The 21,610-nt window shown below is 62.8% G+C and carries 21 protein-coding genes; 9 read left to right on the top strand and 12 right to left on the bottom strand.

The features are described from left to right. The first annotated feature begins 76 nt into the window (after window positions 1–76). Complete coding sequence (locus tag OCT39_RS16190; RefSeq protein WP_263585465.1) at window positions 77–676, top strand: histidine phosphatase family protein; 600 nt, start codon at window positions 77–79, stop codon at window positions 674–676. Here OCT39_RS16190 and OCT39_RS16185 read toward each other — a convergent pair. The 7 genes from OCT39_RS16185 to hemE all read right to left on the bottom strand — a co-directional run bounded on the left by OCT39_RS16185 (window position 673) and on the right by hemE (window position 8,217). Continuing rightward, the gene (locus OCT39_RS16185; RefSeq protein WP_263587362.1) at window positions 673–1,401 is read right to left on the bottom strand and encodes an amino acid ABC transporter ATP-binding protein; all 729 of its coding nucleotides are present in this window, start codon (window positions 1,399–1,401) and stop codon (window positions 673–675) included. The two genes, OCT39_RS16190 and OCT39_RS16185, sit on opposite strands and share 4 nt — an antisense overlap. A 59-nt stretch (window positions 1,402–1,460) precedes the next feature. Beyond that, entirely contained in the window at window positions 1,461–2,561 is a 1,101-nt protein-coding gene (locus tag OCT39_RS16180; protein WP_263585464.1) for an amino acid ABC transporter permease, read from the bottom strand. Between the two features lie 16 nt (window positions 2,562–2,577). After that, a complete protein-coding gene (locus OCT39_RS16175; protein ID WP_263585463.1) occupies window positions 2,578–3,768 on the bottom strand; it encodes an amino acid ABC transporter permease in 1,191 nt (396 codons plus the stop codon). Between the two features lie 79 nt (window positions 3,769–3,847). After that, window positions 3,848–4,873 carry an amino acid ABC transporter substrate-binding protein gene (locus OCT39_RS16170; RefSeq protein ID WP_263585462.1) on the bottom strand — a complete coding sequence of 342 codons (1,026 nt, stop codon included), beginning with the start codon at window positions 4,871–4,873 and terminating at the stop codon, window positions 3,848–3,850. 255 nt (window positions 4,874–5,128) lie between these two features. Then, window positions 5,129–6,154 (bottom strand): amino acid ABC transporter substrate-binding protein, encoded by a 1,026-nt coding sequence (locus tag OCT39_RS16165; protein ID WP_263585461.1) that lies wholly within the window; start codon window positions 6,152–6,154, stop codon window positions 5,129–5,131. Window positions 6,155–6,256: 102 nt separating this feature from the next. Next, window positions 6,257–7,117 carry a polyamine aminopropyltransferase gene (speE, locus tag OCT39_RS16160; RefSeq protein WP_263585460.1) on the bottom strand — a complete coding sequence of 287 codons (861 nt, stop codon included), beginning with the start codon at window positions 7,115–7,117 and terminating at the stop codon, window positions 6,257–6,259. After that, window positions 7,114–8,217: a uroporphyrinogen decarboxylase gene (hemE, locus tag OCT39_RS16155; RefSeq protein ID WP_263585459.1), complete on the bottom strand. Its 1,104-nt coding sequence runs from the start codon at window positions 8,215–8,217 to the stop codon at window positions 7,114–7,116. Before hemE ends, speE begins: the two co-directional genes overlap by 4 nt. A gap of 160 nt (window positions 8,218–8,377) precedes the next feature. Here hemE and ribA point away from each other — a divergent pair, with 160 nt between their 5' ends. The 5 genes from ribA to OCT39_RS16130 all read left to right on the top strand — a co-directional run bounded on the left by ribA (window position 8,378) and on the right by OCT39_RS16130 (window position 13,949). Next, window positions 8,378–9,013, top strand: a complete 636-nt coding sequence (ribA, locus tag OCT39_RS16150) for a GTP cyclohydrolase II (RefSeq protein WP_263585458.1) — start codon at window positions 8,378–8,380, stop codon at window positions 9,011–9,013. Between the two features lie 71 nt (window positions 9,014–9,084). Next, entirely contained in the window at window positions 9,085–10,401 is a 1,317-nt protein-coding gene (locus OCT39_RS16145; RefSeq protein ID WP_263585457.1) for a diguanylate cyclase, read from the top strand. A 214-nt stretch (window positions 10,402–10,615) separates the two neighbouring features. After that, window positions 10,616–12,205, top strand: a complete 1,590-nt coding sequence (locus tag OCT39_RS16140; RefSeq protein WP_263585456.1) for a sensor histidine kinase — start codon at window positions 10,616–10,618, stop codon at window positions 12,203–12,205. Beyond that, window positions 12,202–13,524 (top strand): ATP-binding protein, encoded by a 1,323-nt coding sequence (locus tag OCT39_RS16135; RefSeq protein WP_263585455.1) that lies wholly within the window; start codon window positions 12,202–12,204, stop codon window positions 13,522–13,524. The genes OCT39_RS16140 and OCT39_RS16135 overlap by 4 nt, the downstream gene beginning before the upstream one ends. Beyond that, window positions 13,521–13,949 (top strand): response regulator, encoded by a 429-nt coding sequence (locus OCT39_RS16130; protein WP_263585454.1) that lies wholly within the window; start codon window positions 13,521–13,523, stop codon window positions 13,947–13,949. Before OCT39_RS16135 ends, OCT39_RS16130 begins: the two co-directional genes overlap by 4 nt. Before the next feature lie 10 nt (window positions 13,950–13,959). Here the strand turns inward: OCT39_RS16130 and OCT39_RS16125 are convergent, their stop codons facing one another. The 5 genes from OCT39_RS16125 to djlA all read right to left on the bottom strand — a co-directional run bounded on the left by OCT39_RS16125 (window position 13,960) and on the right by djlA (window position 17,706). Next, a complete protein-coding gene (locus tag OCT39_RS16125; protein ID WP_263585453.1) occupies window positions 13,960–15,003 on the bottom strand; it encodes a pentapeptide repeat-containing protein in 1,044 nt (347 codons plus the stop codon). After that, a complete protein-coding gene (locus OCT39_RS16120; protein WP_263585452.1) occupies window positions 15,000–15,752 on the bottom strand; it encodes an HAD family hydrolase in 753 nt (250 codons plus the stop codon). The genes OCT39_RS16125 and OCT39_RS16120 overlap by 4 nt, the downstream gene beginning before the upstream one ends. A gap of 73 nt (window positions 15,753–15,825) precedes the next feature. Then, entirely contained in the window at window positions 15,826–16,470 is a 645-nt protein-coding gene (locus OCT39_RS16115) for a glutathione S-transferase family protein (protein ID WP_263585451.1), read from the bottom strand. A 43-nt stretch (window positions 16,471–16,513) separates the two neighbouring features. Then, a complete protein-coding gene (locus tag OCT39_RS16110; protein ID WP_263585450.1) occupies window positions 16,514–16,879 on the bottom strand; it encodes a hypothetical protein in 366 nt (121 codons plus the stop codon). Window positions 16,880–16,932: 53 nt separating this feature from the next. Then, window positions 16,933–17,706, bottom strand: a complete 774-nt coding sequence (gene djlA, locus OCT39_RS16105; protein ID WP_263585449.1) for a co-chaperone DjlA — start codon at window positions 17,704–17,706, stop codon at window positions 16,933–16,935. A gap of 196 nt (window positions 17,707–17,902) precedes the next feature. Between djlA and OCT39_RS16100 the strand changes: the two genes are divergently transcribed. From OCT39_RS16100 to OCT39_RS16090, 3 genes are all read left to right on the top strand, one after another. Continuing rightward, complete coding sequence (locus OCT39_RS16100; protein WP_263585448.1) at window positions 17,903–20,227, top strand: FdhF/YdeP family oxidoreductase; 2,325 nt, start codon at window positions 17,903–17,905, stop codon at window positions 20,225–20,227. Continuing rightward, window positions 20,227–20,502 carry a MarR family transcriptional regulator gene (locus OCT39_RS16095; protein WP_263585447.1) on the top strand — a complete coding sequence of 92 codons (276 nt, stop codon included), beginning with the start codon at window positions 20,227–20,229 and terminating at the stop codon, window positions 20,500–20,502. The genes OCT39_RS16100 and OCT39_RS16095 overlap by 1 nt, the downstream gene beginning before the upstream one ends. Before the next feature lie 96 nt (window positions 20,503–20,598). Then, entirely contained in the window at window positions 20,599–21,540 is a 942-nt protein-coding gene (locus OCT39_RS16090; protein ID WP_263585446.1) for an aldo/keto reductase, read from the top strand. The last annotated feature ends 70 nt before the right edge of the window (window positions 21,541–21,610 follow it).

The raw sequence follows: 21,610 nt of genomic DNA, 5'->3' as shown, positions 1-21,610 counted from the left end.
TTGGTTTCGTTACTGCGCATTTAATGCTTGTTTTTCGAAAACGACGCTTCTTCAACCTAGGGTTTGTGACAAACATATGTCAAGTACTTTACAGGGTTCCTACTACCATTGGCGCAACCGCTATCTGCTGATGCGCCACGGCCATAGCCAGGCCAACGAGCAAGGACTGATCATTAGCTCTCCCGAGCGCGGACTCGACGCCTTCGGGCTTTCCGAAACCGGCGAGCGCCAGCTTGACGAGGTAGTGAAAAATTGGGTCTGGCCGACACCCACGCGCATCGTGCACTCGGATTTTCTGCGCACCACTGAGACGGCGCGCCGGGTGGCGGATGCGCTGGGTGTACCGATAGAGAAAGACGAGCGCCTGCGCGAGCGCTACTTCGGCGAGTTCGAGGGGCAGAAAGCGGCGCTTTATGAGGGCGTCTGGGTGCTCGATGACCGAAACGCCGAGCACGCCGCGCACGGGGTCGAGCCAGTCGCCCGGGTGGCGGCGCGCATGCAGGCAGTGATCGAGGCGTGGGAGGCGCGCGTAAGCGGCGAAACGATTTTGCTGGTCAGCCACGGCGACCCGCTGCAGATACTGCTGACCGCGATAGCCGGCAAACCGCTCACCGGCCATCGCGACCAGACACCGCTAGAGCCTGCCAGCATCACGCTGGTCGACAAAAGCGCCTAGTGGCCGAGGATCTGGCTCAAGAATAGCTGGGTGCGCTCGGACTGCGGGTCGTTGAAGAACGGCTCCGGGGCGTTCTCCTCGATGATCTGGCCCTGGTCCATGAAGATCACCCGGTCCGCTACGGTCTTGGCGAAGCCCATTTCGTGAGTCACGCAGAGCATCGTCATGCCTTCCTCGGCGAGCTCGACCATGACATCGAGCACCTCCTTGATCATCTCCGGGTCGAGCGCCGAGGTGGGCTCATCGAATAGCATCACGTCCGGGTGCATGCACAAGGAGCGGGCGATCGCCACGCGCTGCTGCTGGCCGCCGGAGAGCTGGCCCGGGTACTTTTTCGCCTGCTCGGCGATGCGCACCCGCTCCAGGTACTGCATCGCCTCGGCCTCGGCCTCGCGGCGTGATTTTTTCTGCACCCACATCGGCGCGATGCAGCAGTTCTCCAGCACCGAGAGGTGAGGAAACAGATTGAAGTGCTGGAACACCATGCCCACGCTTCTGCGCACCTGCTCGATACGCTTGACGTCCTGGGTGAGCGGTACGCCGCCGACGACGATCTCACCCTGCTGATGCTCTTCCAGATGGTTGATACAGCGGATCATGGTGGACTTGCCCGAGCCCGAAGGCCCGCAAATGACGATGCGCTCGCCGCGCTTTACGTCGAGGTCGATATCACGCAGCACGTGAAAGTCGCCGTACCACTTGTTGACGCCGCGCATCTCGACCATCGAATCCTGAGGTTTTAAAGCTGCTTCACTCATGAGGTTATCCTTGAAAGGGGGCGGCGTTAGCGCTTGTGGCCGGTGTTGAGGCGGCGTTCGAGATACTGGCTATAGCGCGACATGCTGAAACAAAAGATCCAGAACACGAACGCGGCGAACACGTAGCCCTCCAGCGAAAAGCCCAGCCAGCGCGAGTCGGACAGCGCCGCCTGCACGATGCCCAGAAGATCGAACAGGCCGATGATCATCACAAGCGTGGTGTCCTTGAACAGCGATATGAAGGTGTTCACGATGCCGGGAATCATCATCTTCAGCGCCTGGGGCATGACGATCAGCCCCATGCGCTTCCAGTAGGTCATGCCGAGCGCGGCGGCGGCTTCGTCCTGGCCGCGCGGAATCGCCTGCAGCCCGCCGCGGATGACTTCGGCCATGTAGGCGCTTTGAAACAGCGTGATCCCGATCAGCGCGCGGATCAGCCGGTCGACGGAGAGATCCGAGGGCAGAAACAGCGGTAGCATCACCGAGGCCATGAACAGCACGGTGATCAGCGGCACGCCGCGCCAGAACTCGATGAACACCACCGAAAAGCTCTTGACGATCGGCATGCTCGAGCGCCGCCCGAGTGCCAGCACGATGCCGATCGGCAGCGCCCCGATCATACCGACCGAGGCCAGCAGCAGCGTCAGCATCAGCCCGCCCCAGCGGTGGGTCGGCACTCGCGGCAGGTCGAAGTGGCCGCCGTGAAGCAGCACGTAGGCAATCACCGGGAACACCACCAGCGCGAACACCGCCACCCAGCGCTTGAGCGGCAGGCGCGGGATGGCAAGCCAGGCGATCAGCGCGAAAAAGCCGACGAAGACGATGTTGGCGCGCCAAAGCTCCGAGCGTGGGTAGAGCCCGTAGATGAACTGGGTAAAGCGCGCCTTGACGAATACCCAGCAGGCGCCTTCACGGGTGCAGTCTTCGCGCGTGGTACCGACCCAGTTGGCGTCGATGAACGCCCACTGCACGGTAGGCACCACCAGCAGGTACAGCACGTAGAGCCCGACCAGCGTGAACAGCGTATTGAGCGGGCCGTTGAAGAGATTGCCGCGCAGCCACGCCGCAGGGCCAATGGTGCTTTTCGGCGCCGGGCGCTGGGCGATCATGGTTTTATTGTGAATCATGGAGTGTCATCCTCGCCTAGCGTTCGACCAGCGCCACGCGGGCGTTGAACCAGTTCATGAACAGGGAAACCGTGAGGCTGATGGTCAGATAGACCGCCATGGTCATGGCAATGACCTCGATGGCCTGGCCGGTCTGGTTCAGCGTGGTACCGGCGAACACCGACACCAGATCCGGGTAGCCAATGGCCGTCGCCAGCGACGAGTTCTTGATCAGGTTCAGATACTGGCTGGTGAGCGGTGGAATGATCACTCGCATCGCCTGAGGTACTACCACCAGCCGCAAAATCAGATTGCGCGGCAGGCTCAGCGCCTGGGCGGCTTCGGTCTGGCCGTGGGAGATCGCCTGGATACCCGAGCGCACGATCTCGGCGATGAACGAGGCGGTGTAGATCGAAAGCGCCAGCCATAGCGCCAGAAACTCCGGAATCACCGTCACGCCGCCGCGGAAGTTGAACCCGCCCAGCGCCGGCACGTCCCAGGTGATCGGCACGCCGGTGGCGAGCAGCACCAGAAGCGGCAGGCCGATGAGCAGTAAAAGCGCTATCCAGTAGGCGGGCAGGCGTTTGCCAGTGGCCTCGTGGCGGCGCTTGTTCCACACGATCAGCGCGATGCTGGCCACGATCGCGACCAGAAACGCAGCGGGAATCAGCCCGAAGCCGGACTCGAACAGCGGCTTGGGCAGGTAGAGCCCGCGCACGTTCAAGAAGATGACGTCGCCAAGCGCCATGCTCTCGCGAGCGCCGGGGAGCGTGCGCAGCACCGCGAAGTACCAGAAAAAGATCTGCAAAAGCAGCGGGATATTTCGAAAGGTTTCGATATAGGCGGCGGCCAGCTTGGCGATCAGCCAGTTGGGCGAGAGCCTGGCGATCCCGACGATGAAGCCGATGAGGGTCGCGGCCAGTACGCCAAGCCCGCCCACCAGCAGCGTGTTCAAAAGCCCGACGAAAAAGGTACGCCCGTAGGTGCTCTGCGAGGAGTAGTCGACCAGGCTCTGAACGATGCCAAAGCCTGCGGTGTTGTCCAGAAAGCCAAAGCCCGTGGTGATGCCGCGGGCGGCCAGGTTGTCCTGGGTGTTGCTCACGATGTAGAGCAAAAAGACGGCGACGGCCGCCACCACCAGCACCTGAAAAATGAGCGCGCGCTTGGCGCGGTCTCGCCAGAAGGGGGGCTTGTGGCCCCCCGGGCGAGCGGTTGGTCTTGCTGACATGAAGGCGTCTCCGCGATACGGCAGGATCGATCAAACGGCCCGCCGGGCGATGCACGGCGGGCCGGGTATTGCGAGACGCTTAGCGAATCGGCGGTGCGTAGTGGAAGCCGCCCTGGTTCCACAGCGCGTTGACGCCGCGTTCGATCTCGAGCGGGGAATCCATGCCGACGTTTCGGTCGTAGCTCTCGGCGTAGTTACCGACCTGGCTGATGATGTTGTACGCCCAGTCGGCCTCAAGGCCCATGCCTTCGCCGTAATTACCGTCCTGACCCAGGATACGCGCGACGTCCGGGTTTTCGCTGTCCATCATGTCGTCGACGTTTTCAGAGGTGATGCCGTACTCCTCGGCGTTGAGCATCGCGAACAGCGACCACTTGACGATGTTGAACCAGGTGTCGTCGCCCTGGCGTACCACCGGGCCCAGCGGCTCTTTCGAGATGATGTCCGGCAGGATGACCGCGCCTTCCGGGTCGTCGAGCTGGATGCGCAGCGCCGCCAGCTGAGAGGTATCGGAGGTCAGTACGTCGCAGCGCCCGGATTGGAAGCCGCCCACGGTCTGCTCGGAGGTGTCGAAAACGATCGGGTCGAACGCCATGTCGTTGGCGCGGAAGTAGTCCGCCACGTTGAGCTCGGTGGTGGTGCCGGACTGAATACAGATCGCCGCACCGTCGAGTTCATCGGCGCCACTGAGCCCTAAGTCGCGGTTGACCATGAAGCCGATACCGTCGTAGAAGGTGACGCCGGCGAAGTTGAGGCCGAGTGTCGTGTCGCGGGTGGTGGTCCAGGTGGTGTTACGCGACAGCACGTCGACCTCGCCCGACTGCAGCGCGGTGAAGCGCTCGACGGCGTTGAGCGAGATGTAGTTGACCGCGTCGGCATCGCCCAGTACCGCGGCGGCCACGGCGCGGCAGATATCGACGTCGAGCCCCTGCCACTCGCCGCTATCGTTGGGGGCGGAGAACCCCGGCAGGCCATCGCTCACGCCACACTGCACGGCGCCTCGTGAGCGCGTATCTTCCAATACGTCCGCCTGAACGCTCGCGACACCGGATAGGGTAAGAGCGCCGGCAGAGGCCAGCAGTACCGCGTTTTTCTTATTGAACATGGTGTTTCCCGTCCTGTTATTTGAATATCGTTATACATGCCGGTAGTGCATGACACCTCTAACGCTAGCAAGGAAGATGCCAGAAAGGACTTGGCGACTCATTCAGCGCTTTTCAACGCAAAAGCGCCAACGTTATGACCAAAGTGGTGGTGTAAAACGGTGCGGAATCGGCTACGCATCGCTCTCTTTTGGTGCGACTTCCAAACGTTTGTTTGAAATTCGTCGAGCAAAAACAGCCAAATAGCGCCGGCGCGCCTAGCGAATGGGCGGGGCGTACTGCACACCGCCATCTTTCCACAGCGCGTTTAGCCCGCGGCCGATATTAAACGGTGAACCCGTGCCAACGTTGCGATCGAAGGCGTCGGCGTAGTTGCCGACCTGCTTGATGATTTGATAGGCCCAGTCGGCGTCAAGTCCCATGCCCTCGCCAAAATCGCCGTCGCGGCCCAGTAGGCGCATCACCTCCGGGGCGTCCTCCTTGAGCATGTCATCGACGTTGGTTTGGCTCACGCCCAGTTCCTCGGCGTTGAGCATGGCATAGAGCGACCACTTGACGATGTTGAACCACTGATCGTCGCCCTGGCGCACCGCCGGCCCCAGCGGCTCTTTCGAGATGACCTCGGGCAGCACCACCGCCATGTCCGGATCACGAAGCTGCATGCGCTGGGCGTAGAGCTGCGAAGAGTCCGAGCTCAGCACGTCGCAGCGGCCCTCCTCGAAGCCGATGATCGACTGCTCCGGGGCGTCGAAGACCACTGCTTCGAAGGTCATGTCGTGGCGGCGAAAGTAGTCGGCCAGGTTGAGCTCGCTGGTGGTGCCGGACTGGGTGCACACCGCCGCCCCGTCGAGTTCGCGCGCGCTTTGCACCCCCAGGTCGCTTGCCACCATGAACGCCTGACCATCGAAGTAGCTCACCCCGGTGAAGTGAAGGCCAAGGGTCGTGTCGCGACTCGAGGTCCAGGTCGTGGTGCGAGCCAGCACGTCGACTTCACCGGACTGGAGCGCGGCGAAGCGCTCGACGGAATCGAGCGGCACGAACTCGACGCGTGCGCCTTCGCCAAGCGCGGCGGCGGCCACCGCCCGGCAGATGTCGGTATCCAGCCCCCGGTAGGTATCCTCGTCGTCCAGCGCCGAAAAGCCGGGCTGGGCGGCGTTGACCCCGCAGCGCAGCGACCCGCGCTCCTTGACCGTCTCCAGCGTATTGGCCTGGGCCAGGCCCGGGAGTAACAGCGCCGCGGCCAGCACGCCGGCCATACCGCTGCATCGATGGAGTTTGTTCATTGTTATTGCTCCCTCTGATTGGAAAGTCGTGCGATCTACAAATACCATCAAAAAGACCGGGCAGTGCCCGGTCTCGTCAACGTTTTGGCCGCTCGATGAGCGTTAGGCGAAGGCGGCGCGCATGAACGGCGGCAGCGCCAGGGCGCCGCGATGAGCCTCTACCGTGTAGTACTGTAGCGGCATTTCGTGGCCTGCGGCAGCCTCTTCACGGAAGGTTTCAACGCTTGCCCCCTTGCCGGCCAGCGTCACGCTCCACCAGCCGGACGGATAGACCGGCTGCGGGAAGGGGAGGGTCGCCACGCTTTCAAAGCCTGCCGCCTGCATGTCCGTGCGCAGCTCGCGAATGATCGAGCCCGAGTGATAAAGCGGCGACTCGCTTTGCTGCACCAGCACGCCGCCGGGCTTGAGAATCCGGTGGCAGCGCTTCAAAAAGTCGGTCTTGAACAGCCCTTCCGCCGGGCCGACCGGGTCGGTGGAGTCGATGATCAGGACATCGATGCTTTCGTCCTCGGCGTCATTGACCCACTTCACGCCGTCGGCGAACAGAAGCTCGGCACGCGGGTCACTATTGGACTCGACCAGCGCCGGGAAAAAGCGCTCGGAAGCTTTAGTGACTTCCTCGTCGATATCGATCTGGGTAACCTTCTCGACGCCTTCGTGGCGCAGTACTTCCTTGAGCGTGCCGCAGTCGCCGCCGCCGATGATCACCACACGCTTCGGGTCTTTGTGAGTAAAGAGCGCCGGATGAGCGATCATTTCGTGGTAGAGGAAGTTGTCGCGGTCGGTCAGCATCACGCAGCCGTCCAGCACCATCAGGTTGCCGTAGGTTTCGGTGGCGTACACCTCGAGGTGTTGATAGTCACTCTGCACGTCCCAAAGCTTCTCGGTGATCTTCATCGAAAAGGCGCTGCCGTGACTGTCGAATACTTCGGTAAACCATTGGTCCTGATTGAAATCGCTCATCGAACGTCTCCGGTGTCGTTCTGGTGATACTGCGGACTGAGTTCGTGAAGCGCCTCCATAAAGGCGCTCACGTTATCCGGGTTGGTAAACTGGCTGATGCCGTGGCCCAGGTTGAATACATGGCCCGGCCCATGGCCGTAACTCTCCAGCACCCGCGCGACCTCGGCGCGAATGGCGGACGGGCGGGCGAAGAGCACGTTGGGGTCGAGATTGCCCTGAAGCGCCACCTTGTGGCCGATACGCGCGCGGGCATCACTGAGTTCGGTGGTCCAATCGAGCCCCACCGCGTCAGAGCCGGCGCAGGCGATGTCCTCGAGCCACTGCCCGCCGTTCTTGGTGAACAGGATCACCGGCACCCGGCGGCCTTCGTGCTCGCGAATCAGACCCGAAACGATCTGCTCCATGTAGCGCAGCGAGAACTCGAGATAGGCGGGCGTGGAGAGCGAGCCGCCCCAGGTGTCGAAGATCTGCACCGCCTGGGCGCCGGCGCGAATCTGGGCGTTGAGGTAGTCGGTCACCGCGTGGGCCAGCGTATCCAGCAGCTGATGCATGGTGTCCGGGGTGTCGTAGAGCATGGTTTTCAGGTGGCGAAAATCCTTGCTCGAGCCGCCTTCGACCATGTAGGTGGCCAGCGTCCAGGGGCTGCCGGAAAAGCCGATCAGGGGCATGCGGCCGTTTAATTCGCGGCGGATGGTGGAGACCGCGCGCATCACGTAATCAAGGTCGCGCTCGGCGTTGGGCACGCTCAGCGCGGCGACTTCTTCCGGAGTGCGCACGGTCTTTTTAAACTTGGGCCCTTCGCCGGTTTCGAAATAGAGCCCCAGACCCATGGCGTCAGGGATGGTCAGAATGTCGGAGAACAGGATGGCCGCGTCCAGCGGGAAGCGCTCCAGCGGCTGCAGCGTGACCTCGCAGGCGAACTCCTGGTTGCGGCACAGATCCATGAAGCTGCCCGCCTGGGCGCGGCGCTCGCGGTACTCCGGCAGGTAGCGTCCGGCCTGGCGCATCATCCACACCGGGGTGCGGTCGACCGGCTCTTTGGCGAGCGCACGAAGAAAGCGGTCGTTGTGCAAGGGAGGGGGAGTCGCAAAGGAAGACATAAACGCCTGCTCTTGAGAAATTTGCCCTATTGTAGGCGAGGTGGTGCACTGTGGGATAGCCGGCTCGGCGCAGGCCGTGAGACCGGCGCGCCTTTTTGATAGACTACCGCGCTTTGATACTCACATCGTTGACGGCTCCAGTCGATTTGCGAGGTAATCCGTGACCATCCGCTTCATTTCCGCTTGTCGGCTCCCCACGCCCTGGGCCACCTTCACCATGCACGGCTTCGAGGACGAGGCGACGGGCAAGGATCATATCGCCTTGACACTGGGCGACGTGACAAGCGATGAGCCGGTGCTGGGGCGCGTGCATTCGGAGTGTTTGACCGGCGATGGGCTTTTCTCGATGCGCTGCGACTGCGGCTATCAGCTCCAAGAGGCGCTCAAGCGCATCGCCGCAGAGGGGCGCGGGGTGCTCTTGTATCTGCGCCAGGAAGGGCGCGGCATCGGGCTTTTGAACAAGATTCGCGCCTATGCGCTTCAGGACCAGGGCGCCGATACCGTTGAGGCCAACGAGCAGCTGGGCTTTGGCGCCGACCTGCGCCGCTACGATCTGTGCGTACCGATGCTCGAGCACTTGGAGATCAAGGCGCTCAAGCTGATGACCAACAACCCGCGCAAGGTCGCCGCGCTGACAAGCGACGGCGTCAACGTCGTCGAACGCCTGGCCATCACCACCGGACTCAACCCGCATAACGAGCAGTACCTGGCCACCAAGGCCGGCAAGCTCGGCCACATGATGGCGCTAGGCGATTTTACCCAGGCCGACAGCGTGGATATCGAACGTAAAAAGTAAGTGATTGATGTCACTTGACTCTTAAGGCGCTTCTGCTCAATCTTGCCTAACGACTCATCAAAAGGCATGACATGACTCAGATACCCCGTCAGCTGTCGATCGTACTGGTGGAGGACGACCCGGGCGACGCCACCCTGATTCAGTACACCTTCAAGTACGATCATCAGGAGAGCGAGCTGATCTGGGTCGAAAGCCTGACGGCACTTGCCGACGCGCTCGAACGAGCGAGCCGCCTGCCCGACGTCATTCTGCTGGATCTCAGCCTTCCCGATACCAGCGGTATTCAAACCGTTTTGACGTGTAAACAGACCGTCGGCGCCATTCCTATCGTGGTGCTGACCGGCTACGACGACGCCGAGTTTTCGCTTCAGGTGCTCGAAGCTGGCGCCCAGGACTACCTGATCAAGGGCAACATCGACGCCGACTCGCTCAATCGCGCCATTCGCTACGCCATGAGTCGCGCCAAGCTGGAGCAGCGGCTGGTGCTGTCCGAGGAGCGCATGGCCGCCGCTATCAACGGCGGTAAGCTCGGTGTATGGGATTGGCTGTTCGATAGCCAGACATTCATCTACAGCGACCGCTGGCTGGAAACGCTCGGCTATCACCGCGACGATGCTGACCTTCCCACGGACGCCAACGCCTGGTTCATGCGCGTTCATTCGGAGGATCGTGAACGCATCGAGCTTGCCATCGAGCGCCATGTTCAGGGCGAAAATGCCCACTATGAGTGCGAATTTCGCATGCAGCACCGTAGCGGCCACTGGGTGTGGGTGCTGGAGTCTGGCCATATCGTTAGCCGCGACGCCTCCGGCAAACCGCTTCGCATGGTGGGTGTTCAGCAGGACATCAGTGCGCGCAAGGCCATGGAAGCAGAGCTGACGCGACTTGCCATGCACGACGAGCTGACGGGTCAGCTCAACCGGCGCAGCTTCATGGACCTGGCCGAGCGTGAGCTTGCCCGGGTCAAACGCAAGCCCGGCTACGTCACCTGCATGGTGATGTTGGACCTGGATCGCTTCAAAAGTGTCAATGACCGCTACGGCCACGGCGCCGGCGATGCCGTACTGAAACGCTTTGCCGATACCGTCAGCGCAGAGCTTCGTAAGATGGATGTGTTTGGCCGGCTCGGCGGCGAGGAGTTTGCAGTGATGTTGCCGGATACCGATGTCAGCGGCGCCCAGGTCGCCGCCGAGAAGCTGCGTCGCGCCGTCGAGGCGATGACGGTACGCGTGCCAAGCTTCGGCGAGCCGCTCAAGGTCACCACCAGTATCGGCGTGGCGGTGTTAAAAAGCAGCGACATACTCCCCGATAGCGCGCTCGCCCGCGCCGACAGCGCCCTCTACGAGGCCAAAAACAGCGGCCGCAACCAGGTGTGTATTAACGTTTAAGACGATTTGGCCGATACGCATTGAAGGACCCTATCATCGAAGGACCTTGTCAATGCGAGGAGTCGGCGTGAACTCACGGCGTGCCGCCAACAAAGTGCAAAGAGCGGTCTGGTGCCGTGGACTTTGGTGCGTGGGTACGTTTTATCCTGTGGCGCTGTACGCCGGTGATGCTGCTCCCCCGAACACAGCGACTTTTTTCTCAGACGATTGGTTGATGGCAGCGCTTCTGGCGGGGCTTGCCGCTTCGCTGTTGCTGCTGGCCTACGTCTACGGGCGAAGCCGTCAGCACCTTCGCATTCTGCGTCGCCAGCAGCAGGCGCTCAACGGCATTCTGTGGGGTACCTCGGCGGGTTCCTGGGAGTGGAACGTCAAAACTGACGAGCTGCATCTCAACGAGCGCTGGGCCGACATGCTCGGCTATACGCTCGAGGAGCTGGCGCCGGTTACGATCGCCACCTGGGAGCGGCTTTGCCACCCGGAAGACCTTGAGCGAGCGCGCCAGGCGCTTTCGACTCACATCGACGGGAGCGCCGAAAGCTACGGCGTCGAGATTCGCCTGCGCCATCGCGACGGGCGCTACCTATGGATCTACTCGCGCGGGCGCGTTCTGGCCCGGGACCCGGAGGGCGCGCCGCTGTTGATGGCGGGCATCCATATCGATATCGATGCGCGCAAGGAGGCCGAAACCCAGGCGCGCGTCATCCATGAGCGTCTAACCAAGCTCAGTGCACGCCTGCCCGGCACGATCTATCAGTTCTGGCGGGGCGTGGATGGGTCCATGAGTTTTCCCTACGCAAGCGAGGGCATGAAGGAGGTCTATGGTATTACGCCGGAAGAGGCCAACCGGGACGTTAATAAGGTTTTTGCGATTATTCATCGCGATGATCTGGCGAGTGTATCGGCCAGCATTGAGGTCTCTACCAACACGCTAACGCTTTGGAGCGAGATATTCCGCGTCCATCACCCCGCTAAAGGGCTTTGTTGGATCGAAGGGAACGCCGTTCCTGAGCGGCTAGAGGATGGCAGCACGATGTGGCATGGCTACTTGCGTGACATTACCGAAAGCCACGAGCTGCAAAAAGAGCGCGACGTTTACCGTGAGTCGCTGGAAAAATCCAACGCTGAACTCGAGCACTTCGCCTACGCCGCCTCTCACGATTTGCGCCAGCCGCTTCGCATGGTGACCAGCTACGCCGGGCTTTTAAAGCGCCACCTGGGCGATCAGCTCGACGCCGACGGCCAGACCATGCTGCATTACATGAGCGATGGCGCCAAACGCATGGATGACATGCTGCTCTCGCTGCTGGAGTACTCTCGTATTGGCCGCCAGGGGGAATCCTTCACCGAAGTGGCGCTTCGCGAGACCCTCGATGAAGCGCTGCACTTTCTCGCCCCGGCGGTGGTAGAGGCCAGCGCGACGATCCGCATCGAGGGCGAGTGGCCCAGGCTTCGCGCAAGCCACGATGAAATGACGCGGCTGTTTCAAAACCTGATCGGCAACGCGCTCAAGTATCACGCCGCTGACACGTCAGTCGAGGTGCGCATCGACTGCCTGCGACGTGAAGAGGGGGTTTATATCACCATTGCCGACAACGGCATCGGCATCGACCCGAATCAGATCCCTCGGTTATTCAAGGTGTTTCAGCGTTTGCACGGGCGCGACGAATTCGAAGGCACCGGGGTAGGGCTGGCGCTGTGTCGCAAGATCGTCGAGCGTCACCAGGGCCGTATTTGGGTGACCTCGGCGGGCAAGGGCACGGGCAGCTGTTTTCATGTCGTGCTGGCCGAGGAGGTGGCCGCGTGAAGCGCCTTTTCGTGTCAAGCCGATACGCGCAACTGGCGCTGACTTTTCTGCTCGCTCCGTTGACCGCCTGGGGGCAAACCACCTTCGATGAGTTTTTTCAGAATAGCCCTTCGCCGATGTGGATGGTGGCTGTCGACGATGGCGAGATTGTGCGTGCCAATCCCGCCGCCAAGGCGTTCTATGGCTACCCGAATCTGGAGAAGATGCAGATCGATCAGATCAACACCTTTACACCGGAGCAGCTTCGCGCCGAGATCCAGCTGGCCAGTCGTCAGGAGAGAAACCATCTGATTTTCCGCCATCGGTTGGCAGATGGGTCGACCCGACTGGTCGGCGTTTACACCCAGCCCTATCAGTGGCAGGGCGAAGCCGTGCTGCTCTCCTCACTTTATGACATGAGCGCGGTGGATGGTGTGACCGGTCGGCGCTATGTCGCCACGATCGAAGAGCAGGTCGATCTGCAAACGATGGAACTCGAGCATGCCCGCGAGCGAACGCGCTGGCTCTGGATCGGCAGCGCCCTGGCACAGGGCATCGTGATCGTGCTGCTGGCTCTTGCCCTATGGCGCCTGCGTGGCGCCCAGCGTGAGCGCACGCGCCTGATCGACGAGCTATCGTTTCGCAATCACGAGCTCGAGCGCATCAGCCAGGCCATGGCGCATCACTTTCAGGAGCCCAGCCGCCGCCTGGTCAGTTTCTCCCATCAGTTGAAGCGCCTGCCGCCGGAGGTGCTCGACGACTCCTCGAACGTGGCGGTGGGGTTCATCAACACCCAGGCGCAGCGGCTGAGCGAACTGGTCAGTGACGTGCAGCGCTATTTGAGCCTGGATCAAACGCCCTTGACCCTTGAACGTCTCAACGTCGAGCGCATTATTGACGAGCTTTATCAACGAGACCCACTTCTGGGGCCGCTGCGCGACCAAAAAGCGCTATCGATCGATCATCCGCTGCCCGAGGCCTTTTTCGATCGCAAGCAGCTGGGCCTGATCTTCAAGCTGCTGCTGCATAACGCCTGGCAGTATCGTCACCCTTCGCGCCCCCTGACGGTCGAAATCAGCGGGAAAGTGGTCAGGGGGCGCGCTCAGTACCGCGTGGCCGATAACGGCCAGGGCATCGCGCCGGAGTATCGCCGGCAGGTGTTCGAGATGTTCAATCGGCTCGTGCCCAATGGAGATGCCTATCCCGGTACCGGGGTGGGGCTTGCGATTTTAGTGAAGCTGCTGCGCAAGGCGGATGGCCAAATAACAATAGAGGATGGCAGGGACGGCGGTGCGTGTTTCGTGTTCGACCTGCCGCTGCCCGGGGAGAAGCGTCAATGAGTGAGCCGTTTGTCGTACTGCTGGTGGAAGACGAACCCGCTGATGTGCACTTGAGCCGGATGGCCTTTCGCGAGGGCCAGATGCTGGTGGAGGTGTTCGACGTCGGCGACGGTGTCGAGGCGCTGGCGTTTTTGCAGCGGGAAGGGCGATATGCCGATGCGCCGAAACCGGATCTGATTTTGCTGGATCTCAACATGCCGCGCATGGATGGCAAGACGTTTTTGAAACGCATCAAAACGATCGAGGCACTGCGCCGGATTCCTGTGGTGGTATTGACCACCTCGGAGGCCGAGGCGGACATTTTCGCCTCCTACGACCTGGGCGCGGCGGGGTTCATCGTCAAGCCGATGGACATCGAGCGGTTCATCGCCTCGATTCGTTCGCTGGAAGAGTACTGGCTAACGCTGGTGCGTCGGCCTGCTTGAGGCCTGCCTCTCAGGCGTTTCGCAGCCGGTTGCCCAGGCAAAACCCCAAAAGCCCGAGCAGCGTGATGCCGAGCGTCGTTTCGAGCGTCGTGGCCCACTTCAGCCAGCGGCTCGAGAGCTCGGCATCGAGCGAGGCGGTCATCGCCTGGGCGCTGAACAACAGCGCGTCGTTGAGCGTGTTCAGCGTTTCGCCTTGTGCGCCTGCCACGCCGGTCACCGCGTAGAGGCCGGCGAAGGCGAGCATCACGACCAGCAGCGTTACTACCACGCGCAGCGGGCTTTCACCAAAACCGGCGACCAGATCGGCGCTGGTGCCCAACAGCCAGCGCAGCGTCGCACGAAAGAGCCCCGGGCGCGTTGGCGTATCCAGCTCTCGCTCGATGCGCCGGCGCCGCCACACCTGGTCCGGGCGTACCGCCCGCGTTTCCAGCCGACGGGCGTGATAATAGGCCCAGCCCGCATCCCGCGTGCTGCCCTTGGCACTCCAGTGGGCCGACAGCGCGCGGTAGATATCCGCCGCCTCGCGATGGCGGCGCGACAAATGCAGCGGGGTACGTCGTGGATCGTCGCCCCGGCCGCGCGCCGCCAAATCGGCGTGAAACGCGGCGAAGTCCTCCTCGCGCTCCTGCAACAGCCCGCTTTTGAATCCTTCCTCAATCGCCTCTCGCGGTAGCGCCACGCCGTCGAACACCGCCAGATGCAGCGAGCAGGCGCTGATGTCCGAGGCCTCGAAGACGGTATTCATCCCCAGTCGCGCCCGGTAGAAATCGCAGCCCTTGAGCCGTGCGCGCTTGAAAGAGACGCGCTCGAACTCGGCGTAGCGCAGGTCGCAGTCGATCAGTTCGGCCTGTTGAAACTTCACGTCGCGAAGCTGTGCGTTGGTGAAGGTACAGCGAAAGAGCCGCGCGTCGCGAAAGTCGAAGCGTTCGAGTAGCGTGGCGTAGTGCGGATTGCCGAAGTCGACCTCCTCGAGCGCGCACCCGACGAAGTCGACCCAGTCGTTCTGGCGAGCGGCGAGCCGCTCATCGACCTGTGCCGCGCTCAGCCGCTTCACGGAGCGCTTTCCAAACCGAAGTGCTGGCGTGCGATGCGGGCCACCGCCAGCGGGTCGCCATCCTGGAGCGTGGCCAGCGGTATTGGCAGCGCCACGCCTTCCGGCGCCGGCGTGCCGCGGTCGAGCAAAATCGTCGGGATGCCGAGCTGACGGGCGCCCAGCACGTCATCAAAAGGGTTGTCGCCGACGTAGATGACGTTGTCCGCAGGGCAGTCGAGCGCCTCGAGGGCGGCGCGAAACAGGGCCGGGTCCGGCTTGCAGGCCAACACGTCAGAGCTGAACAGCACGAGCTCGAAGTCGTCCCAAAGCCCGAGCATGGAAAGCTCGGCCTCGGTGTAGGCGCGCTGGGTGTTGGAGGCGATGGCAAGGCGAAAATCTGCGGCACAGGCGTCGAGCATCGCGCGCGTGCCCGGCCATAGGCCGATCTCGCGGGTCGTGATCTGACGATAGGTCAGGGCGAGCTCCGAGGCCAGCGCGTCGCGGCGCGCGGCGGGCACGCCTGCCTCGGCAAGCAGCGCCTCCCACACCCGGCGCACGTCGACGTCTGGCGCTTCGCCGCCGGCGGCCTCGAGCTGGCCTCGGGTAATCGCCCAAAAGCGCTGCTCGAGCCTGGGCGCCTCGATGAAGACCTGACGGTAGCGCAGCCAGTCGGCTAGAAAGGCGAAGGTGCCCGCATCGACGTGGTCACCGTCGAAGACGAGCAGGGTTTTGAAGACGTCGAACAGCAATACGGGCCTGGAGGCGGGCATCGTTGATTCCCTTGAAAGCGAGGCCGTCATTGTAGGTCGGCGCCAAAAGTGTGACCAGCGCCCATCAAACGGGTTAGCCGGTCGGCTCGCTGCCGGCTTTTTCGGCGGCGGCTTTCTCTTGTGCGACGGCGCGGGCCATGGCGGGGCGCTCGAGCTGTGCGGTCATGTAGTGCTCGAGCGTTTCCGGCAGGCGGTACTTCATGCTCTTCGCCCAGCTCAGCGTATGGGCCAAAAACAGATCTGCCAGCGTGAAGTGCTCACCCACCAGATATGTCTGCCCCTGATAGCGGCGCTCGAGCGCCTTGAGCGCGCGCGCAAACTCCCAGGCGCACGTAGGGATGACCGCCGCTACCCGGTGCTCTTCGGGCAGTGCGAAGGTGTGCTTGGCGTGATTCCAAAGCGGCTGTTCAAGCTCCGTGGTCACGAAGCAGAGCCATTGATCGACCTCGGCGCGCCCTTCGGCGGAGGCGGGTAAAAGTTTGCCTTCGCCATGGCGCTCGGCCAGGTAGCGGCAAATGGCGACAGACTCGAACAGCACCAAATCGCCGTCCTCGAGCACTGGGACCTTGCCCCCCGGATGGCGCGCCAGGTGCGCCTCGGAGCGACCTTCACCCTTGTCCAGCGCCACGTGCTGGCAGCGATACTCGACGCCCAGCTCCTCGAGGGTCCAGGCCGCGCGCAGCGAGCGGGAATGGGGGTATCCGTAAAGTGTGATCATGGGTCACCTGACTTGAAACAAGAGTGCCAGTGGTTAAAGGAAATCAGGGAGCGTCGCTGATGTCACCGTAGCCGACAACACTATCCTCTTCGATCCATTCGATCCGGCCGTCGTTATCCAGTTGCACGCCGTAGCAGCTGACGTCGTCGCCGCCGTAGTCGAAGCACATGGTGTCGCCTTCGATACTGGCCTGGCCCGAGTAGCCGTCGCCGACGATTTCACCGTTGGGCAGGTAAATCTCGCTGTACGCCTGGTCTCCCGCCATGGCGCCCTGCACCTGATGGCCCCAGATCAGCTCACGAATTTCGTTGCCGGTCAGGCGCTCGCCGACGGTTTGGGCGAGCGCCTGACCCGCTGAAACGCCGCTAACAATGAGGGCAAGAGAAGCCAGTGAAACGGATAGACGCATGGTGAAATCTCCATTGGTCGAACAGTGAGCCGACGCCGCCGGGCGCGACCGATTTAATTCGCCTCGCGCGCGCTTTTGATGCGCTCGAAGGCGTTACTGATCTCGCTGGTGCGCTGCTGGGCCATGTCGCGCATGCTCTCGGGCAGGCCCTTGCTGGCCAGCTTGTCCGGGTGATTCTGGCTCATCAGGCGCCGGTAGGCCTTTTTGATTTCGGCGTCGCTCGCCTCTTCGCTGACGCCGAGCACCCGGTAGGCATCCTTCAATGAGGCTTCGCTGGTCGCCTGGCCGTTGCTCGCGGCGCGCTCGAGCATCGCTTCGAGCTGCTGAATCTCGGTGTCGCTGCAGCCGATGCCGCGGGCTACGCGCATCATCATCGCACGCTCGTCGTCGTGAATCTCGCCGTCGGCGGCGATGGCGTTGAGCTGTACCTGCAAAAAGATCTGACGCAGCATCGGCTGGCGGCGAGTCAGCTGCCCGACCGTGGCAAGCTCAGCCTCGAGGTCGAAATCGTCGCCGCGCCCGCGCTCGAAGGCGGCGCGCGCCTGGCGGCGCTGGGCGTCGTTAAAACGCATCTGGGTGAACAGGCGCTCGGCGATGTCGCGCTCGCCGTCGCTGACGCGACCATCGGCCTGGCACAGACAGCCCATGACCGAAAACACCGACTCCAGATACCCCTGCTCGATTTGCACGCGGGCGGCCAGCAGCCGGCGCACGGCGCGCTGGGCGATCCAGAAGCCGAAGGCACCGCCCATCAGTAGCCCCACCGGGCCGAACAGGGCAAGGCCCAATAATCCAAACAGCAGCGTCGAAATCGTTAGAAATACCATGGCTCTCTCAAAACGGGTGAAAAAAGGGCGGGCTAAGTGGTTATCCAGCGCCACTATATCGAGAATTGAGAGTCAGTATAGAAGGATTGGTTTCTCTCGCTTGACCTTGTCGGACTTTTGTCCAGACTTTATGAGCTTGATAACGGTCGGCGGCCACGCCAATGGCCGCCCCGAATGCCTTGCCAGGAGATGCGCAATGACCTCGCCCAGCAGCCAAAAGCCTGCCGATAAAAAAGCCCGCGAACACGACCCGGACGTGGGCACGTATCGCAACCCGGCCGGCGGGTGGGGCGCGCTCAAGGCGGTGGGCCAGCATCTTCTGCACAGCCGCTCGCCGGCGACCAACGCTCGTTCGCTGTTGAAGCTCAACCAGCCCGACGGCTTCGACTGCCCCGGCTGCGCCTGGGGCGACCCGGAGCATGGCTCGTCGTTCGAGTTTTGCGAAAACGGCGTGAAAGCGGTGACCTGGGAGGCCACGGCCAAGAAGGTCAAGCGCGACTTCTTCGCCCGCTACAGCGTCACCGAGCTCAAGAGCTGGGATGACTATCGCCTCGAGGATCAGGGCCGGCTGGTCGAGCCCATGGTCTACAATGCCGAGACCGACCACTATGAGCCGATCGGCTGGGACGAGGCGCTCACGCTGATCGCCGATGAGCTCAAGGCCCTGCCCACCCCGGATGACGCGATCTTCTACACCTCCGGCAAGGCGTGTAACGAATCCGCCTACGTGTTCCAGCTGCTGGCGCGTCTTTACGGCACCAATAACCTGCCGGACTGCTCCAACATGTGCCACGAGGCGAGCGGTGTGGCGCTGGGCGATGCGCTGGGCACCGGCAAGGGCAGCGTGCGGCTGGAGGATTTCGAGCACGCCGAGGCGATCTTCGTGTTCGGCCAGAACCCGGGCACCAACCACCCGCGCATGCTGGGGACGCTGCGCGAAGCCGCCGAGCGCGGCGCCATCATCGCCAGCTTCAATCCGCTTCACGAGCGTGGCCTCGAGAAATTCGCCGACCCGCAGAAGCCGCTGGAGATGCTGCACAACGGTAGCCACCGCATCAGCTCGCACTACTTCTGCCCGAAGCTTGGCGGCGACATGGCGGCGGTGCGCGGCATTGCCAAGGCGCTGTTCGAGCGCGAGGCTGGCGGCGAAACGGTGCTCGACCACGCCTTTCTCAGCGAGCACACCGAGCAGCTCGAGGCGTACCAGACGCTGGTCGAGGCGACCCTGTGGGGGGAGATTGAGGCGCAGTCCGGCCTCACCCGGGCCGAGATGGAGAAGGCCGCCGAGCTTTACGCCCGCTCGAATGCCACGATCATCTGCTGGGCAATGGGCATCACTCAGCACGAGCACTCGGTGCCCACCGTGCGCGAGATCGTCAACCTGCTGATGTTACGCGGCAATTTGGGCCGGCTCGGTACCGGCACCTCGCCGGTGCGCGGCCACTCCAACGTCCAGGGCGACCGCACCATGGGCATTTTCGAGCAGCCTTCCGACGAGCTTCTGGACGCCCTCGAGGCGCGCTACAAGCGTTCCATGCCGCGCGAACACGGGGTCGATTCCGTGGCCGCGGTCGCCGCGATGCGCGACGCGCCGGGCAAGGTGTTCGTGGGGCTGGCGGGTAACTTCACTCGGGCGATTTCGGATACCTTCGTGGCCGAGGCGGCGATGAGCCAGTGCCGGCTGACCGCGTTCATCAGCACCAAACTCAATAGAAGCCACCTGATCACCGGCGAGAAAGCGCTGATTTTGCCCTGCCTTGGGCGCAGCGAAATCGACAAGACCGGCGGCAAGACCCAGCTGATCACCGTCGAGGACTCCATGAGCATGGTGCACGGCTCCGCGGGCATCAATCGCCCGGCAAGCCGCCATCTGCCTTCGGAAATTGCGCTGTTGACCCAGCTTGGCGAGAAGCTGGTGGGAAGCGAGGCGGTCGACTGGGCGGCGATGCGAAACGACTACGACGTGATTCGTGAGCACGTCGCCGAGGTGATCCCCGGTTTTGACAACTTCAATGAGCGGGTGCGGGTGCCGCGCGGTTTCTGGCTCGGCAACCCCACCGCCGAGCGCACGTTCCCGACCGAAAGCGGCAAGGCCGTGTTCTCCGACGCGCCGCTGCCAAAAGACGTGATGCACCAGCGCATGGCCGCCCGCGAGGGCTGGCTGACGCTTCAGACCATGCGCTCTCACGATCAGTACAACACGACCATCTACGGCTACAACGACCGCTACCGCGGCATCGAAAATGGCCGCCAGGTCGTGTTTCTGAATAAGGCGGACATCGAGCGCCTGGGTGTATCCGCCGGGCAGTGGGTCGATCTGGTGGGCGAATCCGACGACGGCGTCCAGCGCCGGGTCGAGGGCTTCAAGGTCGTGGCTTACGACACCCCGGCCGGCTGCGCGGCGGCCTACTACCCGGAAACCAATCCGCTGGTGCCGCTTTCCCACAAGGGCGAAGGCAGCCATACCCCGGCGTATAAATCCATCGCCATTCGCCTGGAACCCAGCGCCCGCATTGCCTGATGGAAACACTCGAACGCGCGCTTGAGAACCTGCAGCGCGCCTACCCGGCGCTCGACGCGCTGCAAGCGCTGGTGCTGCTGGCCCTCGATGAGCAGGGCAAGCCAGGGATTTCCAGCGTGCGGCTGTCGCGGCGCCTGGAAATCGAGCACGCGCTGATCCGCCGCGCGCTGGCCGAGCTCGAAGCCCAGGGCTGGGTGCGCCTCACTTCAAGCGGCGGGCCGTCACCGGCGCTGCGCATCGAGCTTGTGCGCTCCTTATCGAACACGTTGACTTAACAGTCGCGCTGGCGTCGCCGCCACCGCCTGCCAGGCTGACGAAAGCGCACTATCTCAAACCCTCGCACACCTCAAAATCCAACAGGGAGTAGGATGATGAACAAACACCCACTGGGCCGCTCCGGCATCGAAATCGCGCCGCTCGCGTTTGGTGGCAACGTGTTCGGCTGGACCGCCGATGAGAAACGCTCGTTCGAGCTTTTGGACCGCTTCGTCGAGCGCGGCTTCAACGCCGTCGACACCGCCGACGTTTACTCGTCCTGGGCGCCGGGCCACGAAGGCGGTGAGTCCGAGACGGTGCTGGGCAAATGGCTCAAGCAGACCGGCAAGCGCGACGACATCGTGCTGATGAGCAAGTTGGGGCTTTGGGAGGCGCGCAAGGGGCTGGGGGCGGCCAATATCGAAGCGGCGGTGAACGACTCGCTCACGCGGCTGAACACCGACTATCTCGATGTCTACTTCGCCCATACCGACGACCAGGATACGCCGCTCGAGGAGACGCTCACCGCGTTCTCGAAGCTGATCGAGGCGGGCAAGGTACGCACGATCGGCGCGTCCAACTACTCGGCCGGGCGCCTGCGCCAGGCGCTGGACGTCTCGAAAGCGCAGGGCCTACCGCGCTACGAGCTGATCCAGCCGCTTTACAACCTCGTCGAGCGCGACAAGTACGAAGGCGAGCTGGCCACGCTTGTACGTGAGCAGGAGATTGGCGTGGTGAGCTACTTTTCGCTCGCCAGCGGCTTTCTCACCGGCAAGTACAAGACGCTGGAAGACACCAAGGGCAGTGACCGTGAGCAGTTTCTCGGCCACTACTTCGATGCGCGCGGCAAGCGCGTGCTGAGCGAACTTCTGAGCGTGGCCGATGAACTTGGAGTCAAGCCCGCCCAGGTGGCGTTGGCCTGGCTGCTCGCCCGAAACGGCGTCACCGCGCCGATCGCCAGCGCCACGAAGCTCGAACAGCTCGACGATACGCTGGATGCGGTCGAGCTGGTACTTCCCGGTGAGGCGATCGAACGCCTGACGAAGGCGGGCGAGTAGCGCACTCGGCGCGCGTGTAAAACCAGACGCCGCCAGCCGGCAGGCCGCTCTGCCGGCCGGTGGTCGTTGG

This window comes from Halomonas sp. GD1P12, from assembly GCF_025725645.1.
Classification (GTDB): Bacteria; Pseudomonadota; Gammaproteobacteria; order Pseudomonadales; family Halomonadaceae; genus Vreelandella.
The sequence above is the reverse complement of the archived record's forward strand: the minus strand, read 5'-3'. Positions and strand labels throughout refer to the sequence as shown.

Bases quoted from the DNA above. Each gene is read 5' to 3' on its own strand.
- OCT39_RS16120 (WP_263585452.1), bottom strand. From the start codon at position 15,752: ATGCCCGCCTCCAGGCCCGTATTGCTGTTCGACGTCTTCAAAACCCTG.
- OCT39_RS16185 (WP_263587362.1), bottom strand. From the start codon at position 1,401: ATGGTCGAGATGCGCGGCGTCAACAAGTGGTACGGCGACTTTCACGTG.
- speE (WP_263585460.1), bottom strand. From the start codon at position 7,117: ATGAGCGATTTCAATCAGGACCAATGGTTTACCGAAGTATTCGACAGT.
- OCT39_RS16110 (WP_263585450.1), bottom strand. From the start codon at position 16,879: ATGCGTCTATCCGTTTCACTGGCTTCTCTTGCCCTCATTGTTAGCGGC.
- OCT39_RS16140 (WP_263585456.1), top strand. From the start codon at position 10,616: ATGGCAGCGCTTCTGGCGGGGCTTGCCGCTTCGCTGTTGCTGCTGGCC.
- OCT39_RS16100 (WP_263585448.1), top strand. From the start codon at position 17,903: ATGACCTCGCCCAGCAGCCAAAAGCCTGCCGATAAAAAAGCCCGCGAA.
- hemE (WP_263585459.1), bottom strand. From the start codon at position 8,217: ATGTCTTCCTTTGCGACTCCCCCTCCCTTGCACAACGACCGCTTTCTT.
- djlA (WP_263585449.1), bottom strand. From the start codon at position 17,706: ATGGTATTTCTAACGATTTCGACGCTGCTGTTTGGATTATTGGGCCTT.
- OCT39_RS16145 (WP_263585457.1), top strand. From the start codon at position 9,085: ATGACTCAGATACCCCGTCAGCTGTCGATCGTACTGGTGGAGGACGAC.
- OCT39_RS16095 (WP_263585447.1), top strand. From the start codon at position 20,227: ATGGAAACACTCGAACGCGCGCTTGAGAACCTGCAGCGCGCCTACCCG.
- OCT39_RS16190 (WP_263585465.1), top strand. From the start codon at position 77: ATGTCAAGTACTTTACAGGGTTCCTACTACCATTGGCGCAACCGCTAT.
- OCT39_RS16130 (WP_263585454.1), top strand. From the start codon at position 13,521: ATGAGTGAGCCGTTTGTCGTACTGCTGGTGGAAGACGAACCCGCTGAT.
- OCT39_RS16090 (WP_263585446.1), top strand. From the start codon at position 20,599: ATGAACAAACACCCACTGGGCCGCTCCGGCATCGAAATCGCGCCGCTC.
- OCT39_RS16165 (WP_263585461.1), bottom strand. From the start codon at position 6,154: ATGAACAAACTCCATCGATGCAGCGGTATGGCCGGCGTGCTGGCCGCG.
- OCT39_RS16170 (WP_263585462.1), bottom strand. From the start codon at position 4,873: ATGTTCAATAAGAAAAACGCGGTACTGCTGGCCTCTGCCGGCGCTCTT.
- OCT39_RS16115 (WP_263585451.1), bottom strand. From the start codon at position 16,470: ATGATCACACTTTACGGATACCCCCATTCCCGCTCGCTGCGCGCGGCC.
- OCT39_RS16175 (WP_263585463.1), bottom strand. From the start codon at position 3,768: ATGTCAGCAAGACCAACCGCTCGCCCGGGGGGCCACAAGCCCCCCTTC.
- OCT39_RS16180 (WP_263585464.1), bottom strand. From the start codon at position 2,561: ATGATTCACAATAAAACCATGATCGCCCAGCGCCCGGCGCCGAAAAGC.